A 22,231-nucleotide genomic window follows, 5' to 3' on the forward strand; every position below is an offset into this window, starting at 1 on the left:
TGCCCACGTACTTGCTCAGGCTCTTGAAGAATTATATCCAGGCGTAAAGCTTACTATTGGCCCTGCCATAGAAAACGGCTTTTATTATGATGTAGATTTAGGCGAGCATTCCATTTCTGATAAAGACTTTAAAGCTATTGAAGATAAAATGCTTCAAATTGCTAAAGAGAAGCACGAGTTTAAAATGCGGGCTTCATCAAAATTGGAAGCCTTACAATTATATAAGGATAATGAATACAAAACCGAACTAATAGAAAACCTAGAGGACGGGACCATTACTTTTTGCGACCATGCGACCTTTACCGATTTGTGCCGCGGTGGGCACATTCCTAATACAGGGATTATAAAAGCTGTAAAAATACTATCGGTAGCTGGAGCCTATTGGAGAGGCGACGAGAACAACACGCAACTTACAAGAGTTTACGGCATTTCTTTCCCTAAACAGAAAGAGCTTAAAGAATATTTAGAGTTACTTGAAGAAGCTAAAAAGAGAGATCATCGCAAATTGGGCAAAGAGCTTGAATTGTTTGCGTTTTCACAAAAGGTTGGCCAAGGGCTTCCTTTATGGCTTCCTAAAGGAGCAGCCTTAAGAGAGCGTTTAGAGAATTTCCTTAAAGCAGCACAAAAGAAAGCAGGATACGAAATGGTGGTTACCCCACATATTGGGCAAAAAGAACTTTATGTAACCTCTGGACACTATGCTAAATATGGCGAAGATAGCTTTCAACCCATTAGCACCCCAAAAGAAGGCGAAGAGTTTTTGTTAAAACCCATGAACTGCCCGCACCACTGCGAAATTTTCAAGTACACACAATGGTCGTATAAAGACCTGCCTAAACGCTATGCGGAATTTGGTACGGTTTACAGGTACGAACAAAGTGGCGAGCTTCATGGTTTAACCCGAGTTAGAGGGTTTACCCAAGACGATGCCCATATTTTCTGCACGCCAGAACAACTGGACGAAGAGTTTAAAAAAGTCATCGACCTTGTATTATATGTCTTCGGATCTTTAGGGTTTGAAAACTTCACAACCCAAGTATCCTTAAGAGATCCTGAAAACCCAGAAAAATACATTGGCGACGAGGCGCATTGGGAAAAAGCCGAACAAGCGATTATTAGTGCCGTTAAAGACAAAGGCCTTGATTACGTTATAGAAACCGGTGAAGCTGCCTTTTACGGGCCAAAGCTGGATTTTATGGTTAAGGACGCCCTTGGACGAAAGTGGCAATTAGGCACCATTCAAGTAGACTACCAATTACCAAAACGTTTTGAGTTAACTTATAAAGGTAGCGACAACGAAACACATCAACCGGTAATGATACACCGTGCGCCTTTTGGAAGCATGGAACGTTTTATTGCGATACTACTGGAGCATACCGGAGGAAACTTCCCACTGTGGCTAATGCCCGAGCAGGCCATTGTCCTATCAATCAGTGAGAAATATGAAAAATACGCAGAAAAAGTTTTAAATTTGTTAGAAAATAACGAAATTCGCGCCCTAATTGACAACAGAAGTGAAACCATGGGGAAGAAAATTCGGGATGCCGAAGTTAAAAAAATCCCATACATGATTGTTGTTGGTGAAAAAGAAGCGCAAGAAAACAAGATTTCGGTACGACAACACGGTGGCGCCGATCTTGGTATGATTTCTGTAGAAGAATTTGCAAACCTAATTGATAACGAGATTAATAAATCTCTAAAACAATTTTAAAATAACGTTTAATTTAAATTTTTAAGCCATAGCAATACGTAGAAAAAAACAGAGCCGAGCAAGGGTTAACAAAGAAGATCAGCACAGGATTAATTCTAAAATTAGAGCAGAGAAAGTCCGTGTGGTAGGTGATAATGTAGAAGTGGGTGTATACCCCATAAAACAAGCACTTAGCATAGCAGACGAACAAGGATTAGACCTTGTTGAAATTTCGCCAAAAGCAGATCCTCCTGTATGTAAGGTTATGGATTATAAAAAGTTTCTTTACGAGCAAAAGAAACGCGAAAAGGCTTTAAAGGCGAAAGCCAGTAAAGTTGTTGTAAAAGAAATTCGTTTTGGACCACAAACCGATGATCACGACTACGATTTTAAAAAGAAACATGCCGAGAAGTTCCTAAAAGACGGTGCCAAGCTTAAAGCGTTTGTATTCTTTAAAGGACGCTCGATTGTGTTTAAAGAGCAAGGGCAAATATTATTATTGCGTTTGGCTCAAGACCTTGAAGAGTTTGGTAAAGTAGAACAAATGCCAAAGCTTGAAGGAAAGCGCATGACCATGTTTATTGCGCCTAAAAAAACAAAATAAGCCTTCTTAAACTTAAGAAAGGATTGAAAATAAATAAGTGAAATACTAAAAACAAGCAGAAGAAAATGCCTAAAATGAAAACAAAATCCAGTGCTAAAAAACGCTTTAAGTTAACTGGCACAGGAAAAATCAAAAGAAAACACGCTTTTAAAAGCCACATCTTAACAAAGAAGTCTAAAAAGCGTAAGTTAAAGCTAACTCACAGTACTTTGGTACACCAAGCTGATGAGAATAGCATTAAGGAACAACTACGCTTAAAATAAGCTTAGTTCGTTCGGTTAAAAATTATTTATAAACCATGGAGTTAGGCCATTTAATTAACGATTGTAGATTTTTGATTTACGATTTAAGAAAATAAAAGAGACGATTATCGTCCGCCTACTACAAAAAACTTAAATTATGCCAAGATCAGTAAATTCAGTAGCAAAAAGAGCCAGAAGAAAAAAGGTTCTTAAGCAAGCAAAAGGTTATTTCGGACGTCGTAAAAACGTTTGGACAGTAGCAAAAAATGCGGTTGACAAAGCGATGCAATACTCGTACAGAGACCGTAGAAATAAAAAGAGAACATTCCGCGCTTTATGGATTCAGCGTATTAACGCAGGTGCTAGACAGCACGGTATGTCTTACTCGAAGTTTATGGGACAGTTAAAAGCCAACAACATCGAATTGAACCGTAAGGTTCTTGCCGATTTGGCCATGAACCACCCAGAAGCCTTCAAAGCAATTGTAGATCAAGTAAAATAGGGCTTTCCGCCATAGTATAATATTTTTCACTTATTAAAAATCCGATTCTTACGAATCGGATTTTTTTTTTATCCAATTTTCGGTTTATCTTAACAAAACGAAGCCCTGGATATAATTATCTTTAACCTCTAATTATAATTCCTAACCAAATGAATCGTATTCGCATCATTTTCCTTCTGTTTATAACCCTTTCATTGAACGGCTTCAGCCAAGAAAAAGAAAAAGACTCCACTTGGAATGTTTCCAATCCTGAAGGTCATTGGGATTTTAAAACCTTAGAACTTTCAACAGATGAAGGTACCTGGATGAATTTAGATGTAAGCCCCGATGGAACGTTTCTTGTTTTTGATATGCTTGGCGACATTTATAAACTAGACATCAATGGCGGAAAAGCTGAAATCCTAAGAGAAGGTCTTGCTTTTGAAATCCAACCACGCATTAGCCCCGACGGAAAACATATTTCTTTTACCAGTGATGCTGGAGGTGGCGATAACATTTGGGTGATGAATGTAGATGGCAGCAATGCCAAACAAATTACTAAGGAAGATTTCAGATTACTAAACAATGCCATCTGGACACCGGACAGTAACTACCTTATTGCCCGAAAACATTTTACGTCTAGTCGTTCGTTAGGTGCTGGTGAACTATGGCTGTACCACAAGAGTGGAGGCTCTGGGGTGCAACTTACCAAGCGTAAAAACGACCAACAAGATGTTAATGAGCCTAGCATTTCGCCTGATGGAAAATTTTTATATTACAGTGAAGACATGTACCCTGGAGGCTATTTCCAATACAATAAAGACCCTAATAGCCAAATCTATGTTGTAAAACGATACGACATGACTACTGGAGAGATTAAAACAATTACTGGCGGCCCTGGCGGTGCTGCACGTCCGCAAATATCTAGAGATGGCAAAAAGCTGGCCTTCGTAAAACGGATTAGGGAAAAGTCGGTTTTGTACATTCATGATTTAGAAACTGGCGAAGAATGGCCGTTGTTCGATAAACTTAATAAAGACCAACAAGAAGCCTGGGCTTTATTTGGGATATACCCTAATTTTAACTGGATGCCAAATAATGAAGCTATTGTCTTCTGGTCTGGCGGTAAGATTAACGCCATAAACATTAACTCGCTGGAAGTTACAAACATTCCTTTTCAGGTAGATGCTAAGATAAAAATTGCGAAAGCCTTAGAATACGATACGCCTGTAGCTCCAGATACTTTTGAAGCTAAAGTTATTAGGCATGCCGCAACATCGCCCGATAACAAAACCATTGTTTTCAATGCTCTGGGGTATTTATGGTCCAAAAAATTACCTAACGGTAAACCGAAACGCCTAACAAAAGGGAGCGATTTTGAATTTGAGCCCGCATTTTCTCCAGATGGTAAAAACATAATCTATGTTACCTGGAACGATTTAAACCTGGGAGCCATTTATAGCCTTCCTATTAATGGCGGTACTCCTACAAAACTTTCAAAAGAGAAAGGCATTTACCGAAATCCTTCCTATTCAAATAACGGAAAACATATTGTTTACCGAAAAGAATCTGGAAATAACGAACAAGGACGAACCTTTGCAAAAAACGCTGGACTCTATACCATGCATGCTGATGGTTCTAACGCCAAATTGATTTCAGAACATGGTGATTATCCTGTTTATACTCCTGATGATTCTCGTATTCTATACCAAACGGGCGGTGCTTTTTTTGGCAAACTCACCAAAGAATTAATTAGTGTAGATGTTAATGGTTACGACAAACGCACTCTTGTAAAGTCTAAACATGGTAATAGATTAGTCCCTAGCCCAAACGGAAAATGGCTGGCGTTTATTCATCTTCATAAAGTTTATATGGCGCCAATGCCTAAATCTGGGCAAACACTCGACATCACTGACAAAACAAAATTTGTTCCTGTTACCCAACTGTCTAAAGATGCTGGTATTAATTTACACTGGTCTAAAGATAGTAAAACACTACACTGGACGTTAGGTAACACCTATTATACTGCAGAAGCCAAGGAAGATACTAAACTTATAGAAGATGGTATTAAAATAGACGTAGAAGTTAAAACGGACAAACCTGAAGGTTTAATTGCTTTTAAAGGGGCTAGACTTATAACTATGGAAGGTGATGACGTTATTGAAAACGGTACCATACTTGTTAAGGACAACAAAATTGAAGCCATTGGAAACATGTCTGATGTTAACATTCCTTCGAATGCCAAAGTATACGATGTAACAGGTAAAACCATTATGCCTGGTATTATAGATGTTCATGCCCATATTGGAGGGTTTAGATATGGTTTAACCACTCAAAAACACTGGCAGTTTTATGCAAATTTAGCCTACGGTGTTACCACTTCTCACGATCCGTCTGCACATACTGAAACTGTTTTTACCCTTTCAGAATTGCTTAAAAGTGGCAGTTTGGTTGGCCCTCGCCTCTACTCTACTGGTTTTATCCTTTATGGTGCCGATGGCGATTTTAAAGCCGTTATCAATAATTTAGATGATGCCCGTTCTTCAATACGGCGTACTAAAGCATTTGGAGCACTTTCTGTAAAAAGTTACAATCAACCAAGACGTGATCAGCGCCAACAAGTTATTCAAGCAGCCCGAGAAGAAGGTATTTTTGTTGTTCCCGAAGGTGGTTCTACCTTTTATCATAACATGACCATGATTATGGATGGCCACACTGGCGTGGAACACAACATTCCTGTTGCTCCTGTTTACAAAGATGTTTTAGAACTTTGGAGTCATAGCAACACAGGATATACCCCTACGCTTATAGTGAACTACGGAGGGCTTAACGGCGAAAACTATTGGTACCAAAAAACAAATGTCTGGGAAAAGGATAAACTCTTAAAATATACGCCTAGAGGTATTATCGATTCCCGTTCAAGACACCGTACCATGGCTCCTGACGAAGAGTATGCCAATGGCCATATTTTAGTTTCTGAAACCTGTAAAGCACTAAGCGATGCTGGCGTAAAAGTTAATTTAGGAGCCCATGGCCAACTGCAAGGCCTGGGCGCTCATTGGGAATTATGGATGCTGCAACAGGGTGGTATGACCAATCACGAAGCTTTAAAAGCTGCCACCATAAATGGTGCCGACTATATTGGTGCTGCTAACGACATTGGTTCTTTAAAAGTTGGAAAGTTAGCCGACTTAATCGTTATGGATAAAAACCCGTTGGAAGACATTAAAAATTCCGAAAGCATCATTTATACTATGATTAATGGCCGTCTATACGATACCGAAACCATGAATGAAATAGGAAATCACCCGAAAGCTCGTGATGCCTTCTATTGGGAAAACAACAAATACAACCAAGCTTTTCCTTGGCATGAAGAAAGCCAAAGCTTTACTGTGCCAGGATGTGGTTGCCATGTTGGTTCGCATTAAAAACCATAAAAAATCCGATTCTTCATTGCATCGGATTTTTTTATACACCAAAGGCCGTAATCACCAGTTGACGTTCACCGCCATAATCTCGATGTTCGCATAAATAAATGCCTTGCCAAATCCCCAAATTAAGTTTTCCATTGGTTATTGGTATGTGTACCGATGCGCCCAAAAGTGAAGCTTTAATATGTGCCGGCATGTCGTCGGGACCTTCGTAGGTATGCTTGTAATAAGGCGCATGTTCGGGAACCATAACATTAAAATGGCGCTCAAAATCGCCACGCACAGTGTAATCGGCATTTTCATTTATGGTTAAACTGGCCGAAGTATGTTTGATAAACACCTGCAATTGCCCCATAGAGATTTGTTTCAACTCTGGCACGGCACTTAAAATATCGTCTGTAATTAAATGAAATCCTCTCGGGTAGGCTTTTAAGCGTATTTCTTTTTGATAGATTTTCAACGTTAAAATTTTATACTTTTAAATTCTGAACCGTATTTAATACGGTAAAAAAATAGACATTTCCTAGTTCAGACCAACCAAGAAAATTACGTTTTTTGCTTTTTCTTTTTGGCTGCAGGAAATAAAACGTTGTTTAATATTAGTCGGTAACCCGGAGAAGTTGGGTATAAATCCAATTCGGTTTTAGGGTCTCCTACCCTATGGGTATAATCCTCTGGGTCGTGCCCGCCGTAAAATGTAAAAAACCCTTTTCCTTTTATTCCGTGAATGTACCTAGCCTCGCCATTGGTTTTGTTTTCGCCCATCACCAATACATTACTTTTTATCTCGTTTCTGGTGTAAGATGTTGTTTGCCCCATAAACCCTTTTATTAAAGCGGTGTGATTTTGGCATAACATGGTGGGTACCGGGTCCCATTTGGCCGAAAAATCCATTAAGGAAAAATAATCGGTTGTTTTAGGTATTTGCCGCTTTTGTGTCATATCGATAGAAGAAAACTCATAAACATTAGGATCTCTTTCTAAGATAAAGTTGGTAAAGGCAAATGTTTTGCTGTAATCTATTCGGTTTTGGTAGTTGGGCGTACTGCCATCGCCATCAAACATGGGTTCGCAAATATCTACTCCTTCTGCCGATAAGGCAATGTCAAAACTATCGGTTGCGCTACACATCGCAAACATAAACCCTCCACCAATAACATAGTCCCGAATTTTTTTGGCCACATCCAACTTTTCTTCAGAAACTTTATGGTAGCCTAGTTTTTTTGCTAGGGCTTCGGCTTCGTTTTTATCTTGAATGTACCATGCAGCTGTTTTATAATTTCTGTAGAATTTTCCATACTGTCCGGTAAAATCTTCATGGTGCAGGTGCAACCAATCAAATAGCAACAGCCCATCGTTAAGAACTTCTTCATCGTAAACCGTTTCATAAGGAATCTCGGCATAAGTTAACACCATGGTCACGGCATCGTCCCAAGGCTGATTTCCTTTTGGGGTATACACTGCAATTTTAGGTGCTTTTTCTAAAACAACAGCCTCCATATTCTTACTGGGGCTGCTAATTTCCTCTAGAATACTTTCGGCCTTGCTGTTGGAAATAACCTCGAAGTCTACTCCCCTAATTTGGCACTCCCTTTGAATGTCTTGGGTATCGGGCAATAAAAAGGCACCGCCTCTATAGTTTAACAACCATTTTACCTTAAGTTGCTTTTCTAGTGTCCAATAGGTAATGCCATAAGCCTTTAAATGGTTTTTTTGGGTTTCGGCATCCATTGGTATCAAAATATAAGAAGCATATGTTGAAAAAGACACCAATAAGAAAAACGCTAAGTAAACTAATTTCTTCATAGGTGAAAGATACTTAAAAAACCTTGCGGTTTAAAACGGTTTAGAACTATTTTAACCTATTGAAATTGCTTTTAGCTTTTGATAATACGCTTGCGAATCGGCTAAAAGGGTATTTAAATGCTCTGGGAAAGGTTCTATTTTTGGCTTGTATTTTGAAAATCCAGACGATTTATGCACGTTGGCATACCAATATTTTGCCCAAACACCATCTTCTGCACGTGCTCCCAGAGGCCAGTTTAGCATGGCATCATGAAAGGGAATGTTTATAATCTCGCATAATTGGGTGAGGACTTTTCTAGGATTTAGCAACACCTTTTTGGCATCTAAAACCACATATTCTATGTTTTCGGCATTAAAATAAGTAATCAAATCGATGTGTGCTTTATAACCGATATCTTCCATGGTAGGATTTGGAATAACCTTGGCAAACGAGGTAATCATTTCTTTTGGTTCTCGTGTAAGAATAAGATTAACCATACTTTTCATGAACGCCTTGTCTAAATTTAAAAGATGGTGGGTCATGTTTTTATAAAACAGCACCGGTTTAGATTGGTCGGTAAGCATTTGCCGTACAACTGTCTCGCCATTGGTGTTTTGTGAAGCCATAATTTCTTTGGCTCCTGGGTGGTAGTCTTTTGCCTTTGTTTGGCTTAAATAATAGGCATACAGAGGCTCGTCGAACACTTTTGTATCGGCTCGTTGTGCAAAAGCATACATTAATGCTGTTGAAATGTTGCGTGGCCCAGACCAAAGGCTAATTCTGGTTGTATTATGACTTGTCATGATCTGGATGTATTTTCAACCTCGTGGGCAATTAAGCTATTGTATAGGGTGTCTAACTTTTTTGAAAGCGTTCCAAATTTTCCGTCACCAATTTGGCGGCCATCAATTTTGCTTACAGGAGTTATCCCCCCAAAACTTCCTGTAACAAAAGCTTCGTCGGCACCATATACATCAAAAAGCGAAAAGTTTTTTTCCTTACAAATAATGTTATTGGCACGGCAGAGGTGAATCACTTTTGCCCGTGTTATCCCATTCATGCAATATTGTCCTGTAGAGGTCCATACTTCTCCATTTTTAACAATAAAGAAATTTGTTGCGTTGCAGGTCGATACAAAACCATTAACATCCAACATTAAAGCTTCATCGGCTCCTGCCTCTATGGCTTGAATTAAGGCCTGAACCTCGTGCAATTTGCTATGGCAATTTAACCTAGGGTCTAAATAATCTGGCGAACCACGCCTAATGGTACTAGTAAAAAGTGTTATGCCTTTGGCTTTACTTTCTGGGGCAGCCGTTTTATATTCTGGAATAATTACAACATTAGGACCAGAAATGGTTAACCTAGGATCTTGTGATGGCGTTTTTTTTATGCCCCTTGTTACCATAACCCTAACATGCACACCGTTAGACATGTTGTTTTCATGCAAGGTTTTATAGATGTTTTGGGTTAGTTCTTGTTGCGAAAAACCTAATGCCATACCTACCGTTGCTGCCGATTGCCATAACCGGTCTAAGTGGTCTTGTAAAAAAACAAGTGTTCCTTGGTGTAGCCTAAGCGCTTCCCAAACCCCATCGCCTACCAGATAACCACTATCGAAAACCGAAATTTTGGCTTCTGCCCTCTTGTAGAACTCGCCGTTAATAAAAATCTTGATGTTTTGATTTCTACTATCCTCCAGTGCATTATGCGTGCCGTGTACCATAACGATTATTTTAAACTGAAAGATAGGCTATTTTTTTTAAACCTTTAACTGCTTCCTGAAAGCAAATCGGCTATTAATTTGGTTCCCGGAAATTTTTCTAAGATAATTTTCATGAAAACCGTAATAGGAATGGCCATAATTAAACCTGGAATTCCCCAAATATACCCCCAAAGCATGAGCATCACGAGCACGGTTATAATGTTTATGGAAAAAGATTTCCCCATAAAAATAGGCTCTAAAATGGCTCCAAATACCACTTGAACGCCCGTTATGGTCAAGAAAAAGAAAAATAATGTACTTGTTGGATCAAGCTCTACCAAAGCAAATATGGTTAAGCTTATAACCGAAACAAAAGAGCCTACCATTTGCACAAAATTTATCGCAAAGGCAAAAAGTCCCCAAAATATAGGAAAGCTCACATCGAAAAACACACAGGCCAAGCCCGTAAAAATTCCTGTAAGCAAACTAACAAACACTTTTACTTTTATAAATTTTACAAGATCTTTTTCAATCTTCATAAACGTTTTTACAGAAGTATGCTTTTGTTTTAATATGGTTCTATTTATAACTTGCTGCACATTTATAGACTCTGCCAACCACAGGACCACAAAAAAAGCGGTCATTAAAATCATGGTTAGGGTTTTATTTAGAAATCCTAAGGTTGTTCCTATGTTGCCTTTATTAACAAACTGTGAGAGCAGGTTTTTATCTAAGTGTATGGGAATTCCAAGAGTTTCGCCTATATGTGCAGAAAGCAACACGATTTTCTCCTGAGCTTTTACAATAAAATCGCCTTTAGAGGCCATGATTTGCTTGCTGGACAGCTGCACGAGCTCAATACCAATAAAAAGCCCCGTAATTATTAACAGCACAACAATTACAATGCTCATGTATTTAGACACATTTCGTTTTCCTAACCATCGCATTAATGGTAGGAAGAAAAGTGCCACAAACATTGAAAACACTAATGGAATAAAAATAAACTTTAGTGTTTTTAGTAAATAGAACACTAATGGAATAACGATTATTAACAGTAGTGTATTTGTTGTACGCCTTTGCTCTAGCATGAATTAAACTTTAAAAGCGTAAAAATATGTAAAAAAGCGAATATTTACGTTAGGCAAATCTTAAAATGGCACTTCTCCATCAGAATTTTCTCTATTCCCTGGCAAATCGAAAGCATCTGAAGCCGATGGGTAACGATGGTTTTCAAAAGTTGCGTCTTGAATATCATCGTTCATCTTGCTATGGAACTCATTTCCGAAGGGCGAATCGTAATCGTCTAGGTTATCAAATTTTCCTAAGTGGCCAATAAACTTCAATCGAATGTTATCCAACCCACCGTTACGGTGTTTTGCGATTATAAATTCGGCTTGGCCTTCTGTAGGCGAGCGTTCTTCGTCGTCCCACTCTTCAATTTTATAGTACTCTGGTCTATAAATAAACGATACAATATCGGCATCCTGCTCGATAGCTCCAGATTCCCTAAGGTCTGAAAGCAGCGGGCGCTTGCTTCCCCCACGGGTTTCTACTGCACGGGACAGCTGCGATAGGGCAATTACGGGAACACTTAATTCTTTGGCCAGGGCCTTAAGGTTACGCGAAATGGTTGATATTTCCTGCTCGCGGTTTCCACCTTTTTGGCTTCCTCCAGCGGTCATCAACTGCAAGTAATCTATTATAATTAACTTAATGCCGTGTTGCGAGGCCAGACGTCTTGCCTTGGCGCGTAAATCGAAAATGGACAACGATGGGGTATCATCGATAAACAAAGGCGCCTTTTCCAGACCTTTAACCTTAACGTTTAATTGTTCCCACTCGTGTTTTTCTAGCTTTCCTGTTCTTAATTTTTCTGAAGACAACCCTGTTTCAGAAGAAATAAGTCTGGTAATTAACTGTACCGAGGCCATCTCTAGGGAGAAAAAAGCCACTGGAATATTTTGATCGACAGCAATGTTTCTAGCCATAGAAAGGGTTAATGCCGTTTTACCCATACCTGGTCTAGCTGCTACAATAATCAAATCGCTATCCTGCCAGCCCGAGGTAAGTTCATCTAATTTTGAAAATCCTGTAGGAATACCGCTTAGCCCTTCTTTGTTAGAAATTTCCTCGATTTTCTTTTTGGCTTGAATAACCAAACTTTGAGCCGTTTCGCTAGATTTTTTAATGTTGCCTTGGGTTACTTCGTACAGTTTGGTCTCGGCCATATCCAGCAAATCGAAAACATCCTGGGTTTCGTCGTAAGCATCTTCAATAATTTCGCTAGAAATTTTTATTAAGCTACGCTGAATAAATTTCTGCAAAATAATCCTTGCATGAAACTCGATGTGAGCCGAAGAAGACACTTTTTGGGTTAACGAAATGAGGTAAAAATCGCCACCTACCAATTCTAGTTTTGCATTTTTCTTTAATTGGCTGGAAACGGTTAATAAGTCGATAGGCTCGCTATTTTCAAACAATTGAAAAACGGCTTCGAAAATATGTTTGTGGGCATCTTTATAAAATGCTTCAGGGCTTAAAATGTCTATTACTTCATCTACCCCTTTTTTGTCTATCATCATCGCCCCTAAAACAACTTGCTCTAAATCAATGGCTTGCGGTGGTATTTTACCGCGTTCTAGGTTAATTAGGGTGCTTTTATCTACTTGGTATCCTTGAATCTGATTTGGTTGCTTCATAACAGCGAAAGTAGTCAAATTGTTCTTATAAATTGAGTGAAATACTGTTTTGATTGTCAACTACAAGTTAACAAATTAACTGTTAATAACTTAATTATTTTGTTAATAGCCGCAAAAAAAAACCGAAGTGCGTTACTTCGGTTTTTAAACATGCTTTTGTTTTATAGCACTTATCCTTTATAAACTCCCATATTGGCATATTTATCCATACGAGTGTTTACCAAATCTTTTGTGGATAAACTTTTTAGTTCGTCGTAATTTTTAAGAATAGCGTCTCTAACTGCCACATAAGTACTTTCGCTATTGGCATGTGCGCCGCCTATTGGTTCTTTTATAATACCATCGATTACCTTAATGCGTTTGCTGTCTTTGGCCGTTAGTTTTAGGGCATCTGCAGCCTGCTCTTTATATTCCCAGCTGCGCCATAAAATTGAAGAGCAATTCTCTGGTGAGATTACCGAGAACCAAGCATTTTCCAACATTAAAAACCTATCGCCAACACCTATTCCCAAGGCTCCACCAGAAGCGCCTTCACCAATAACAATACAGATAATGGGTACTTGCAATCGAGACATTTCCAGAATGTTTCGGGCAATGGCTTCACCTTGGCCGCGTTCTTCGGCTTCTAGTCCTGGATAAGCTCCCGGGGTATCGATAAACGTAACCACTGGCACACCAAACTTCTCTGCAGATTTCATTAGCCTCAAAGCTTTGCGGTAGCCTTCGGGATTGGCCATACCAAAATTGCGGTACTGTCTGGTTTTGGTGTTGTGGCCTTTTTGCTGACCTATAAACATAAATGTTTGATCACCTATTTTTCCTAGACCGCCTACCATGGCTTTATCGTCTTTTACATTTCTATCGCCGTGTAGCTCTAAAAAGGAATCGCCACATAATGCTCTAATATAATCTAAAGTATATGGTCTGTTAGGATGGCGAGACAATTGTACCCTTTGCCAAGGGGTTAGGTTCTTATAAATGTCTTTTTTGGTTTCAATTAACTTCTTTTCAATCTGCTTGCAGGTTTCCGATACGTCTACTTCACTCTCCTCACCAATAATTTGGCATTTTTGCAACTGTTCTTCAAGATCTTTTATAGGAAGTTCAAAATCTAAATATTCCATTAGGAGTTGTTGTTTAATAATGATTTTAGCTTACAAATATAAAAACTTTAATTTTCTTAACGCTGTAAGGGCGTTCCCTTTTTAAAGTTTTTAATGTTCTTTAAAATGCCATTAAGTAATACCGTTACAATAACAATAAGGGTTCCAAAGTAAAAATTGTTTCCCATGGTTTCTTTTTCCGGAAATAAAATAATGGCCAATAGTATGCCGTAAACAGGCTCGAGATTATAGGTTAAAACAACCGTATAAGGGGTTATGGTTTTCATAACATGTACCGAGGCTATAAAGGCATAGGCTGTACAAACAGATGCTAAAATGAACAACCAAAAAATGTCTGAAAACGAGATGTTGAAAAACGATTTTGAAAACCCATCTTTAGAGAACATTAAAAAAATAGATATAAACAGTACCCCGCTTACAAACTCGTAAAAAGAGATTACAGAGGCCGAATGCTTTTCTAAAAACTTACCATTTAATACGGCAAACACCGATGAGAACACTGCCGATAAAATACCTATTAACAGGCCGTTTATGTACTTAAACTCGCTTTGGGTAATTATAACAACCCCAAGAATTATAACCCCGCCAAAGAGCACCTCGTAAGGGCTAATTTTTCTTTTATAAACTATAGGCTCTATAAACGAGGCGAAAAAAGCCCCTGTTGAGAAGGCTGCTAGAGCAATGGAGATGTTGGCTATTTTTATCGATTTAAAAAAAGTAATCCAATGCAGTGCTATAATAATTCCTGCTACCGAGAGTTTGAGCAGTGTTTTTTTATCGACCTTTATATTAATCTTACACAAGACGATATACCCGCCCATAATGCACAAGGCCATAAGCATTCTGTACCACACCAAGGGAATGGCATCTATAGAAATTACAGCACCCAATACTGCTGTAAACCCTGCAATAAACACTAAAAGATGAAGATGCAGGTAGTCCTTTAATTTATCGTTTGGCATGTAATAATAGGTAAACGGCTAAAATACCAAATAAAATGTTAGGAAACCACACTGCAATTAATGGTGGAAAATCTGACTGCGAAGCCATTACCCCAAAAATTTTATCGAAAAACACAAACACCATGGCTATAGAAATGCCAAAGGCCAAATTTACCCCCATACCGCCTCGGCGTTTTATTGAAGATACCGCAACGGCAATAAGCGTTAATATAAATACAGAAACTGGCAAACTCCACTTTCTGTATTTCACTAATTTATACCGGCTTATGTAAGAGGAGCCTCTTTTTTCTTCTTTTGCTATAAACTTGTTTAATTCGCCATAAGACAGCGTTTCTGCAATGTACTCTACAGGCGTTAGGTCTTCAAGGTCAAAACTAAAAATGGTGTCTTTTCGTCTTTCGGTTTCAATAATATCTTCGTTTTCACCAATATTCCGTTTTACGTAAGACAAAAGCCTGTAGGTTGAATCTTCTTCGATGTAACGAATGGAGCTAGCACTAATTTTATAGGTCATTTTATCGTTTTCAAAATGCTCTAGCGTGAAGTTTCGTCCTATGTTTCGTTTAACATCAAAACTACTTACGTAAATATAATCGTTATCGTTTATTTGCCTATATACGTTTTGGGTTTCCTGTGCTTTTCGGCCGCGCTTTAAATATTTATAGGTAAAATCGTTAAACCCTTTACTGGCTTCTGGCGCTAGGTACATACCTAAAACTAACGCTAAGGCAGCCACTATAGTAGCGCCAATCATGTAGGGCCTTAAAAATCTATAGAACGATACTCCAGAGCTTAAAAAGGCAACAATCTCGGTGTTGTTTGCCAACTTTGAGGTAAACCAAATTACAGAAAGGAATAAAAATAAAGGGAAAAGTAAATGGGCAAAATATATGGTAAAATCCAAAAAGTAAAGCAACACTTCGCCTAAAGGAGCTTCGTTTTCTAAAATTTTTCCAATTTTTTCGGCCAAATGAACCGTAATGCCTATTGGCACAAACAATAAAAGCATTACAAAAAATGTAAACAAATACCGTTTAAGTATGTACCAATCTAATATTTTCATTTACAAGCGCTTATCCATTTGTTTAACCATCTTATCTTTCCAGGTTCTAAAATCTCCTGCTAATATATGTTTTCTGGCTTCTCTAACCAACCATAAATAAAACCCAAGGTTATGGATGGTGGCAATTTGTTTTCCTAATAGCTCGTTCACCGAAAATAAATGTTTTAGGTAAGCTTTGCTGTACTCGGTATCGACAAAAGTAATGCCCATGTCATCGATGGGTGAAAAATCGTCTTCCCACTTTTTGTTTTTTATGTTTATGGTACCGTGGGCAGTAAATAGCATGCCATTTCTAGCATTTCTGGTAGGCATAACACAATCGAACATATCGACGCCTAAGGCGATGTTTTCTAGAATGTTTATGGGGGTCCCCACACCCATTAAATAGCGGGGTTTATCTTCTGGGAGAATGCTGCAAACCACATCGGTCATGGCGTACATTTCCTCTGCGGGCTCCCCTACCGAAAGACCACCTATGGCATTTCCTTTTGCGCCAGCATTGGCAATATACTCTGCCGATTGCTGCCTCAAATCTTTATACGTACTGCCTTGTACAATTGGAAACAGGGTTTGGTTATAATCGTACTTTAAGGGTGTTTTTTCTAAATGTTTTATGCAACGGTCCAGCCAACGGTGTGTCATGTGCATTGATCGCTTGGCATAATGGTAATCGCAGGGATAAGGCGTACACTCATCAAAAGCCATAATAATATCGGCACCTATGCTACGCTGTATTTCCATAACATTTTCTGGGGTAAACGTATGGTAACTGCCATCGATATGCGACTTAAACCTTACGCCTTCTTCTTTTATCTTTCTGTTGGCAGAAAGCGAATAAACTTGGTATCCCCCAGAATCGGTTAAAATATTTCTATCCCAGTTCATAAATTTATGCAACCCACCGGCAGCCTCTAATATCGGCGTTTGCGGGCGTAAATACAAGTGGTAGGTATTGCCCAGAATAATATCTGGATTGATATCGTTTTTCAGCTCACGTTGGTGCACTCCTTTTACCGAAGCCACCGTTCCTACGGGCATAAAAATAGGGGTTTCTATTACCCCATGGTCTGTTGTTATTGTACCAGCCCTAGCCTGGCTTTGGGCATCCTTAACATGCAAGTCAAAAGTCATAAATCTGTTTTCAATCGGGGGCAAAGATAACCAACTATATGTTACGACCCTTGTACTTTATCATGATTTTAGGATTTAAAACCCACAGCCAGATTGTTAGCAAATGATGGCTTTTCGTTAATAAATGCTTAAAAATACCTTCCATTAATGTCTATAAAACTTTACTTTTGTAGCTTGAAAAAACAACACAATTAACAATGTCAAAATCACAACATTTAGAAGATTTAGTTATTCAGGTTCGTAGGGACATTCTACGCATGGTACACAAGGTTAACTCTGGTCATCCAGGAGGCTCGCTAGGCTGTGCCGAATTTTTTGTAGCGTTATACAATGGTATTATGGAACGCAAAGCCGGATTTGATATGAACGGCGAAGATGAAGACATCTTTATCTTATCTAACGGGCACATTTCCCCTGTTTTTTACAGCGTTCTAGCACGTGCAGGCTACTTCCCTATTGAAGAATTAAATACCTTTAGACTTATTGACTCTAGACTACAAGGACACCCAACAACCCATGAAGGGCTACCGGGCATTCGAGTGGCCTCTGGTTCTTTAGGTCAAGGCATGAGTGTTGCCATTGGTGCTGCCGAAGCCAAAAAGCTTAACAACGATTCCCACCTTATTTATAGCTTACACGGCGATGGCGAACTGCAAGAAGGTCAGAACTGGGAAGCCATTATGTACGCTGCCGGAAACAAAATAGACAACCTTATTGCTACGGTCGATTTAAATGGCCAACAAATTGACGGCTCTACAGATGCCGTGCTCCCTTTAGGCAATGTAAAAGAAAAGTTTGAAGCCTTTGGATGGCTGGTTATAGAAGTTGAAAACGGCAATAACCTAGATGCCGTATTTAACGGTATGGAAGCAGCTAAAAGCAAAACAGGCCAAGGCAAACCCGTTTGTGTTCTATTAAAAACCGTTATGGGCAATGGGGTAGATTTTATGATGCACACACATGCTTGGCATGGTAAAGCTCCCAACGACGACCAATTGGCCATTGGCTTAGAGCAAAACCCAGAAACTATAGGAGACTACTAACAACACACAACGCAACAACAACATGAAAACTTATACATATACCGAAAAAAAAGATACCCGTAGTGGTTTTGGAGCTGGATTAACCGAGCTAGGAAAAACAAACCCTAACGTGGTTGCCCTTTGTGCCGACCTAACAGGGTCGCTAAAAATGGATGACTTTAAAGCAAACCATCCAGAGCGCTTTTTTCAAGTAGGAATTGCAGAAGCCAACATGATGGGCATGGCGGCCGGATTAACCATTGGAGGAAAAATTCCATTTACTGGTACGTTTGCCAATTTTTCTACCGGACGTGTTTACGATCAGATTAGACAATCTATAGCCTATTCTGGAAAGAACGTAAAAATATGTGCCTCGCATGCTGGTTTAACCTTAGGTGAGGATGGTGCTACACATCAAATTTTAGAAGATCTCGGGTTAATGAAAATGCTACCAGGCATGACTGTTATAAACACCTGCGATTACAACCAAACCAAAGCGGCCACCATTGCTATTGCAGCACACCAAGGGCCTGTATACTTACGTTTTGGCAGACCAAAAGTGCCTGTTTTTACTCCAGAAAACCAAACTTTCGAAATAGGCAAAGCTGTTCACTTAACCGAAGGTTCCGATGTTACTATCGTTGCCACCGGACACTTGGTTTGGGAAGCCCTAGAAGCCTCTAAAGCATTACATGAAAAAGGTATTTCTGCCGAAGTGATTAACATTCATACCATTAAACCTTTAGATGAGCAAGCCATTTTAAACTCTGTTGCAAAAACAGGTTGTGTTGTTACTGCCGAAGAACATAACTTTTTGGGAGGATTAGGAGAAAGTGTGGCACGCACACTTACACTGCACCATCCAGCACCGCAAGAATTTGTTGCAACCAACGATACCTTTGGCGAATCTGGTACTCCAGCACAGCTTATGGAAAAGTACGGTCTAAACGCCGAAGCAATTGTTAATGCTTGTGAAAAAGTTATAAAAAGAAAATAATGTTCGTTAAAAGGCGTTTTTGTTAATACACAGAAACCCAAAAAACGAATATTATGAACAAGACATTTTTAACAGCCATTACTTTTTTAGCACTAGCATGCTCCATTAACGCCCAGAACAAACAAGGCTTGGGCCTTAAAGGTGGGGTTAACTACAGTGCTAATGGTGAGTACTTTGCATCGATAAATGAAAATGGGCAAAACCCCGATAGAAACATTGGGTATCACTTTGGTATTTTTGGAAAGGTTGGCGAACAATTGTTTTTAAGACCAGAATTGGTGTATACCAAAACTAAGAGCGATTACGACAACAATTCTTTTCACATGCAAAAGCTAGACGCCCCTATACTTGTTGGTATTAATGTTTTTAAAATTGCTAATGTGTTTGCAGGGCCTTCTTTTCAATATATATTAGACTCAGATTTTGAAGGCATTAGCATTGACGACATTGAAAACGAGTTTAGTGTAGGCTTAAACTTTGGTATTGGTTTAAACTTAAACCGCGTTGGCATTGATTTAAGATATGAACGCGGCTTTAGCGACAACGAGGCGACCTTTATAGACAATAATCTTGGAAACGGTGCTGTAAGCAGAATAGACACGCGGCCAGATCAACTTATCCTTAGTTTGTCCCTTATTTTATAGTATAAAAAAAGCCACTTTCAAAAAAGTGGCTTTTTTATTTATGCTTTTTGTTTTTTATCCTTCTGGTTGTACAGCTATATTCGCGTCGCGATAATCTGGAGTACCATCGTTATCGGTATCCCTTAGTATAACTGTATTTATCGTTATTACCCCGTTTAAGGTTTCGCGATCTATTTCATACTCATTCTCTGCTAATTCTGGTTCTAATTCGCCTTGGGTGGTATCTACCACATAGGTGGCATAATCTACCTCGTCTTTGGTTAAAACGCCATCGCCATCATCATCGGCATCTATAAAATCGGGAATGCCCTCTCCGTCTGTATCATCGTTATAAACATCGTTATCACCATCAAGATCCTCTAAATATGAAGGAATGTTATCGAAATCGAAATCGGTATGGATAACTCCCATCAAATTAATTTTAAAAATCATAGGAGTATAAGGTAAAACCCCAGATGATCCTCTGGCAAAATACCCAATTCCAGAAGGAATAAATATGGCGCCTATACCGTGGTTTTTATAAGTAAACGTCCCATCACCATTATCTATATTATCATACCCGCCTTTAAATTCTATTAGGCCATCTCTAAAGCCATAAACCACGCCGGGAACTTCTAAGCCTATAGAGGTTAAGTTTAAAGAAATAGGTGTAACGGTACTATCAAACACATTATAGTCCTCTATCACAAAACCTTCGTAAGTTAAAAAGGCCTCGTCTATTTTGTGTAAGCTGTCCCCCAAGCCTTCTCTAAGCTGCAGGTAATACAGTTTGTACTCTATATCGTCGTATTCTACTAGCTTGCTTTTAAGATATACCGATTCGCTTATAGGTGTTTTATCGCTATTATCCCCTTCAATAAGCCCAAAAGTTAATTGGAACCCATCGTTGGCTGGCCCATAAGGGTCATTAAAATCAAACTCATCGTAGTTAAAGAAATGTGTTGAAAGAAACGTTTCAATCTCGGCGATATCTTCGGCATAAACCTCTGCACGGTCTCTAGGTGGTGCGGCTACAACATCGTTATTATCGTCATCATTGGTACACGAAATAAATACCCCAAGGACGGCCAAAGCCATCAAGGTTAAATTTCTTAATTTCATAATTGCATTATTTTTAACGCGCAAGATACAATATTATAATATTTTTGCATAATAACCTTAATGTAAGTTTGTGTTAATATGCGAATAGATAAGTTTCTTTGGTGCGTTAGATATTATAAAACCAGAAGCCAAGCCACCGTTGCTTGCAAAAAGGGTCATGTTAAGATTAATGGCGACGCCATAAAGCCTAGTAGGGAAATTTACCCTACAGATACTATTGAAGTTAGAAAAAACCAAATTACCTACAAGCTTACCGTTAACGATATTCCTCCTAACCGAGTTGGAGCCAAACTTGTTGATATTTACAGAACCGACAAAACGCCAAAATCTGAGTTTGAAGCCCAAGATTTACTTAAATACGCTAAGGATTATTACAGAAAAAAAGGCACCGGCAGACCTACCAAAAAAGACCGTAGGGATATTGATGAATTTTACGATGAAAACGATGATTAACCATTTTCAATGCCTATCTTTGAATCATTAACTTCCAGCTATGAGTACAAGCAGCAACACCATTTTAGACCACAAGGAGATAACCCATAAAATTAGACGTATTGCCTATCAAATTTACGAAAGCAATGTTGATGAAACGGAGATTATCCTTGCCGGTATAGAGAGCAATGGTTACCTACTTGCCAAAAAGTTAAAAGCAGATTTAAGCAAAATTTCCGATTTAGAGATTAAGCTCTGTAAGGTTATTATCGACAAGAAACATCCGCTAAACGAAATAACCGTATCGCTAAAGGAAAGCGAATACACCAACAAATCTATTGTACTGGTTGATGATGTGCTTAATTCGGGGAGTACGCTTATTTATGGTGTAAAACACTTTTTAAACGTGCCTATTAAGCAGTTTAAAACAGCCGTTCTAGTTAACCGAAACCACAAAAAATACCCTGTTAAAGCCGATTTTAAAGGTATTTCGCTATCAACTTCCCTAAAAGAACATGTAGAGGTACTGCTAACAGGAAAAGCATTTAAGGCCTATTTAAAATAGCTTTAAAACCAAACGTTCCATTATTTGCTCGATCTCTAGGTCATCTACAGCAATTGCAACATCACTTAAACTATAATAATTTGCCCGCTCAAAAAGGTGTTTCGCTATAAATTCTTCCAGCTCTGCTCTTGTTTTTAAATGGGCGATTAAGGGTCTTGTGCTTTGCGCTTCGGCAAGCCGTGCTGCCAACGTTTTTATCGAAGCTTTTAGGTAAATACTTTTAGCATTTTCACACGCCTTAATCAAGGCCATATTATTACCATAACAAGGTGTTCCTCCTCCCAAAGCAACAACACTGTTGTTTAAGTCCAAAACAGCCTTTAAATGCTTGCTTTCTGCTTTTCTAAAATAAAGTTCTCCTTTTTCTGCAAAAATGGTTTCAACAGTTAATCCTTCCTGTTGTTCTATATACCTGTCTAAATCTATAAAACCAAAACCTAGAACCTTGGCCAACTGCTTTCCAATGGTCGATTTGCCCGACCCCATATATCCTATTAAAAAAATATTCACTGCTACAAAACTGATTATTAAAATACTATATTATTGTTTGAC

21 protein-coding genes and 1 pseudogene (1 of these 22 only partly in view) are annotated in these 22,231 nt (G+C 38.8%); 10 read left to right on the forward strand and 12 right to left on the reverse strand.

The window, feature by feature from the left end; all coding sequences use genetic code 11:
• The 5 genes from thrS to IA57_RS00680 form a co-directional block, all read left to right on the forward strand.
• On the forward strand, positions 1-1,711 hold the 3' portion of the coding sequence (gene thrS, locus IA57_RS00665; protein ID WP_036117889.1) for a threonine--tRNA ligase. 224 nt of this gene lie to the left of the window's left edge; 1,711 of the gene's 1,935 nt are visible here — the last part of the coding sequence; its start codon lies off the left edge, out of view; it ends in the stop codon at positions 1,709-1,711.
• A 28-nt stretch (positions 1,712-1,739) separates the two neighbouring features.
• Positions 1,740-2,294, forward strand: a complete 555-nt coding sequence (gene infC / locus IA57_RS00670; protein WP_169738979.1) for a translation initiation factor IF-3 — start codon at positions 1,740-1,742, stop codon at positions 2,292-2,294.
• 65 nt (positions 2,295-2,359) lie between these two features.
• Entirely contained in the window at positions 2,360-2,557 is a 198-nt protein-coding gene (gene rpmI, locus IA57_RS12435; protein ID WP_084176694.1) for a 50S ribosomal protein L35, read from the forward strand.
• Between the two features lie 136 nt (positions 2,558-2,693).
• Positions 2,694-3,038 carry a 50S ribosomal protein L20 gene (rplT, locus tag IA57_RS00675; protein ID WP_036117896.1) on the forward strand — a complete coding sequence of 115 codons (345 nt, stop codon included), beginning with the start codon at positions 2,694-2,696 and terminating at the stop codon, positions 3,036-3,038.
• A 149-nt stretch (positions 3,039-3,187) separates the two neighbouring features.
• Positions 3,188-6,445 (forward strand): amidohydrolase family protein, encoded by a 3,258-nt coding sequence (locus tag IA57_RS00680; protein ID WP_036117899.1) that lies wholly within the window; start codon positions 3,188-3,190, stop codon positions 6,443-6,445.
• Between the two features lie 40 nt (positions 6,446-6,485).
• Here IA57_RS00680 and IA57_RS00685 read toward each other — a convergent pair whose 3' ends face one another.
• The 10 genes from IA57_RS00685 to tgt all read right to left on the reverse strand — a co-directional run bounded on the left by IA57_RS00685 (position 6,486) and on the right by tgt (position 16,918).
• On the reverse strand, positions 6,486-6,908 hold the full coding sequence (locus tag IA57_RS00685; RefSeq protein ID WP_036117902.1) for a secondary thiamine-phosphate synthase enzyme YjbQ: 423 nt from the start codon (positions 6,906-6,908) through the stop codon (positions 6,486-6,488).
• Between the two features lie 86 nt (positions 6,909-6,994).
• Positions 6,995-8,179 (reverse strand): hypothetical protein, encoded by a 1,185-nt coding sequence (locus tag IA57_RS00690; RefSeq protein WP_036117905.1) that lies wholly within the window; start codon positions 8,177-8,179, stop codon positions 6,995-6,997.
• A 126-nt stretch (positions 8,180-8,305) separates the two neighbouring features.
• Positions 8,306-9,037, reverse strand: coding sequence for a sulfotransferase-like domain-containing protein (locus IA57_RS00695; RefSeq protein WP_036117908.1), 732 nt, complete (start codon positions 9,035-9,037; stop codon positions 8,306-8,308).
• Positions 9,034-9,960, reverse strand: coding sequence for an aminotransferase class IV (locus IA57_RS00700; protein WP_036117911.1), 927 nt, complete (start codon positions 9,958-9,960; stop codon positions 9,034-9,036). Before IA57_RS00700 ends, IA57_RS00695 begins: the two co-directional genes overlap by 4 nt.
• Positions 9,961-10,004: 44 nt before the next feature.
• Positions 10,005-11,027, reverse strand: coding sequence for an AI-2E family transporter (locus tag IA57_RS00705; protein ID WP_036117913.1), 1,023 nt, complete (start codon positions 11,025-11,027; stop codon positions 10,005-10,007).
• Positions 11,028-11,087: 60 nt separating this feature from the next.
• The gene (gene dnaB, locus IA57_RS00710) at positions 11,088-12,638 is read right to left on the reverse strand and encodes a replicative DNA helicase (protein ID WP_036117915.1); all 1,551 of its coding nucleotides are present in this window, start codon (positions 12,636-12,638) and stop codon (positions 11,088-11,090) included.
• A 170-nt stretch (positions 12,639-12,808) separates the two neighbouring features.
• Positions 12,809-13,762, reverse strand: coding sequence for an acetyl-CoA carboxylase carboxyltransferase subunit alpha (locus IA57_RS00715; RefSeq protein ID WP_036117918.1), 954 nt, complete (start codon positions 13,760-13,762; stop codon positions 12,809-12,811).
• A 56-nt stretch (positions 13,763-13,818) separates the two neighbouring features.
• The gene (locus IA57_RS00720; RefSeq protein ID WP_036117921.1) at positions 13,819-14,724 is read right to left on the reverse strand and encodes a DMT family transporter; all 906 of its coding nucleotides are present in this window, start codon (positions 14,722-14,724) and stop codon (positions 13,819-13,821) included.
• The gene (locus tag IA57_RS00725) at positions 14,711-15,787 is read right to left on the reverse strand and encodes an LptF/LptG family permease (RefSeq protein ID WP_036117924.1); all 1,077 of its coding nucleotides are present in this window, start codon (positions 15,785-15,787) and stop codon (positions 14,711-14,713) included. The genes IA57_RS00720 and IA57_RS00725 overlap by 14 nt, the downstream gene beginning before the upstream one ends.
• Complete coding sequence (tgt, locus tag IA57_RS00730; protein WP_036117928.1) at positions 15,788-16,918, reverse strand: tRNA guanosine(34) transglycosylase Tgt; 1,131 nt, start codon at positions 16,916-16,918, stop codon at positions 15,788-15,790.
• 191 nt (positions 16,919-17,109) lie between these two features.
• Here tgt and IA57_RS00735 point away from each other — a divergent pair.
• The 3 genes and pseudogenes from IA57_RS00735 to IA57_RS00745 form a co-directional block, all read left to right on the forward strand.
• Positions 17,110-17,961: pseudogene (locus tag IA57_RS00735) on the forward strand (transketolase); the annotation flags it as partial.
• Positions 17,962-17,983: 22 nt separating this feature from the next.
• A complete protein-coding gene (locus tag IA57_RS00740; RefSeq protein WP_036117934.1) occupies positions 17,984-18,937 on the forward strand; it encodes a transketolase family protein in 954 nt (317 codons plus the stop codon).
• A gap of 53 nt (positions 18,938-18,990) precedes the next feature.
• Entirely contained in the window at positions 18,991-19,581 is a 591-nt protein-coding gene (locus IA57_RS00745) for an outer membrane beta-barrel protein (RefSeq protein ID WP_036117938.1), read from the forward strand.
• Between the two features lie 54 nt (positions 19,582-19,635).
• Here the strand turns inward: IA57_RS00745 and IA57_RS00750 are convergent, their stop codons facing one another.
• A complete protein-coding gene (locus IA57_RS00750; RefSeq protein WP_051880936.1) occupies positions 19,636-20,682 on the reverse strand; it encodes an FKBP-type peptidyl-prolyl cis-trans isomerase in 1,047 nt (348 codons plus the stop codon).
• Between the two features lie 78 nt (positions 20,683-20,760).
• On the opposite strand from IA57_RS00750, the gene IA57_RS00755 reads away from it, so the two are divergent.
• Together IA57_RS00755 and IA57_RS00760 are read left to right on the forward strand one after the other, a co-directional pair.
• A complete protein-coding gene (locus tag IA57_RS00755; protein WP_036117941.1) occupies positions 20,761-21,135 on the forward strand; it encodes an RNA-binding S4 domain-containing protein in 375 nt (124 codons plus the stop codon).
• Between the two features lie 40 nt (positions 21,136-21,175).
• Positions 21,176-21,679 carry a phosphoribosyltransferase family protein gene (locus tag IA57_RS00760; protein WP_036117944.1) on the forward strand — a complete coding sequence of 168 codons (504 nt, stop codon included), beginning with the start codon at positions 21,176-21,178 and terminating at the stop codon, positions 21,677-21,679.
• On the opposite strand, the gene IA57_RS00765 is transcribed toward IA57_RS00760, so the two are convergent.
• Positions 21,671-22,189, reverse strand: coding sequence for a shikimate kinase (locus tag IA57_RS00765; RefSeq protein WP_036117947.1), 519 nt, complete (start codon positions 22,187-22,189; stop codon positions 21,671-21,673). The genes IA57_RS00760 and IA57_RS00765 overlap by 9 nt on opposite strands.
• Between the last annotated feature and the right edge of the window lie 42 nt (positions 22,190-22,231).

The sequence above is a fragment of the Mangrovimonas yunxiaonensis genome (assembly GCF_000733475.1).
GTDB classification, from domain to species: domain Bacteria; phylum Bacteroidota; class Bacteroidia; order Flavobacteriales; family Flavobacteriaceae; genus Mangrovimonas; species Mangrovimonas yunxiaonensis.

Bases quoted from the DNA above. Each gene is read 5' to 3' on its own strand.
- IA57_RS00745 (WP_036117938.1), top strand. From the start codon at position 18,991: ATGAACAAGACATTTTTAACAGCCATTACTTTTTTAGCACTAGCATGC.
- IA57_RS00700 (WP_036117911.1), bottom strand. From the start codon at position 9,960: ATGGTACACGGCACGCATAATGCACTGGAGGATAGTAGAAATCAAAAC.
- IA57_RS00720 (WP_036117921.1), bottom strand. From the start codon at position 14,724: ATGCCAAACGATAAATTAAAGGACTACCTGCATCTTCATCTTTTAGTG.
- IA57_RS00715 (WP_036117918.1), bottom strand. From the start codon at position 13,762: ATGGAATATTTAGATTTTGAACTTCCTATAAAAGATCTTGAAGAACAG.
- rpmI (WP_084176694.1), top strand. From the start codon at position 2,360: ATGCCTAAAATGAAAACAAAATCCAGTGCTAAAAAACGCTTTAAGTTA.
- IA57_RS00750 (WP_051880936.1), bottom strand. From the start codon at position 20,682: ATGAAATTAAGAAATTTAACCTTGATGGCTTTGGCCGTCCTTGGGGTA.
- IA57_RS00680 (WP_036117899.1), top strand. From the start codon at position 3,188: ATGAATCGTATTCGCATCATTTTCCTTCTGTTTATAACCCTTTCATTG.
- IA57_RS00695 (WP_036117908.1), bottom strand. From the start codon at position 9,037: ATGACAAGTCATAATACAACCAGAATTAGCCTTTGGTCTGGGCCACGC.
- IA57_RS00705 (WP_036117913.1), bottom strand. From the start codon at position 11,027: ATGCTAGAGCAAAGGCGTACAACAAATACACTACTGTTAATAATCGTT.
- tgt (WP_036117928.1), bottom strand. From the start codon at position 16,918: ATGACTTTTGACTTGCATGTTAAGGATGCCCAAAGCCAGGCTAGGGCT.
- rplT (WP_036117896.1), top strand. From the start codon at position 2,694: ATGCCAAGATCAGTAAATTCAGTAGCAAAAAGAGCCAGAAGAAAAAAG.
- IA57_RS00760 (WP_036117944.1), top strand. From the start codon at position 21,176: ATGAGTACAAGCAGCAACACCATTTTAGACCACAAGGAGATAACCCAT.
- dnaB (WP_036117915.1), bottom strand. From the start codon at position 12,638: ATGAAGCAACCAAATCAGATTCAAGGATACCAAGTAGATAAAAGCACC.
- IA57_RS00755 (WP_036117941.1), top strand. From the start codon at position 20,761: ATGCGAATAGATAAGTTTCTTTGGTGCGTTAGATATTATAAAACCAGA.
- IA57_RS00740 (WP_036117934.1), top strand. From the start codon at position 17,984: ATGAAAACTTATACATATACCGAAAAAAAAGATACCCGTAGTGGTTTT.
- IA57_RS00725 (WP_036117924.1), bottom strand. From the start codon at position 15,787: ATGAAAATATTAGATTGGTACATACTTAAACGGTATTTGTTTACATTT.
- IA57_RS00690 (WP_036117905.1), bottom strand. From the start codon at position 8,179: ATGGATGCCGAAACCCAAAAAAACCATTTAAAGGCTTATGGCATTACC.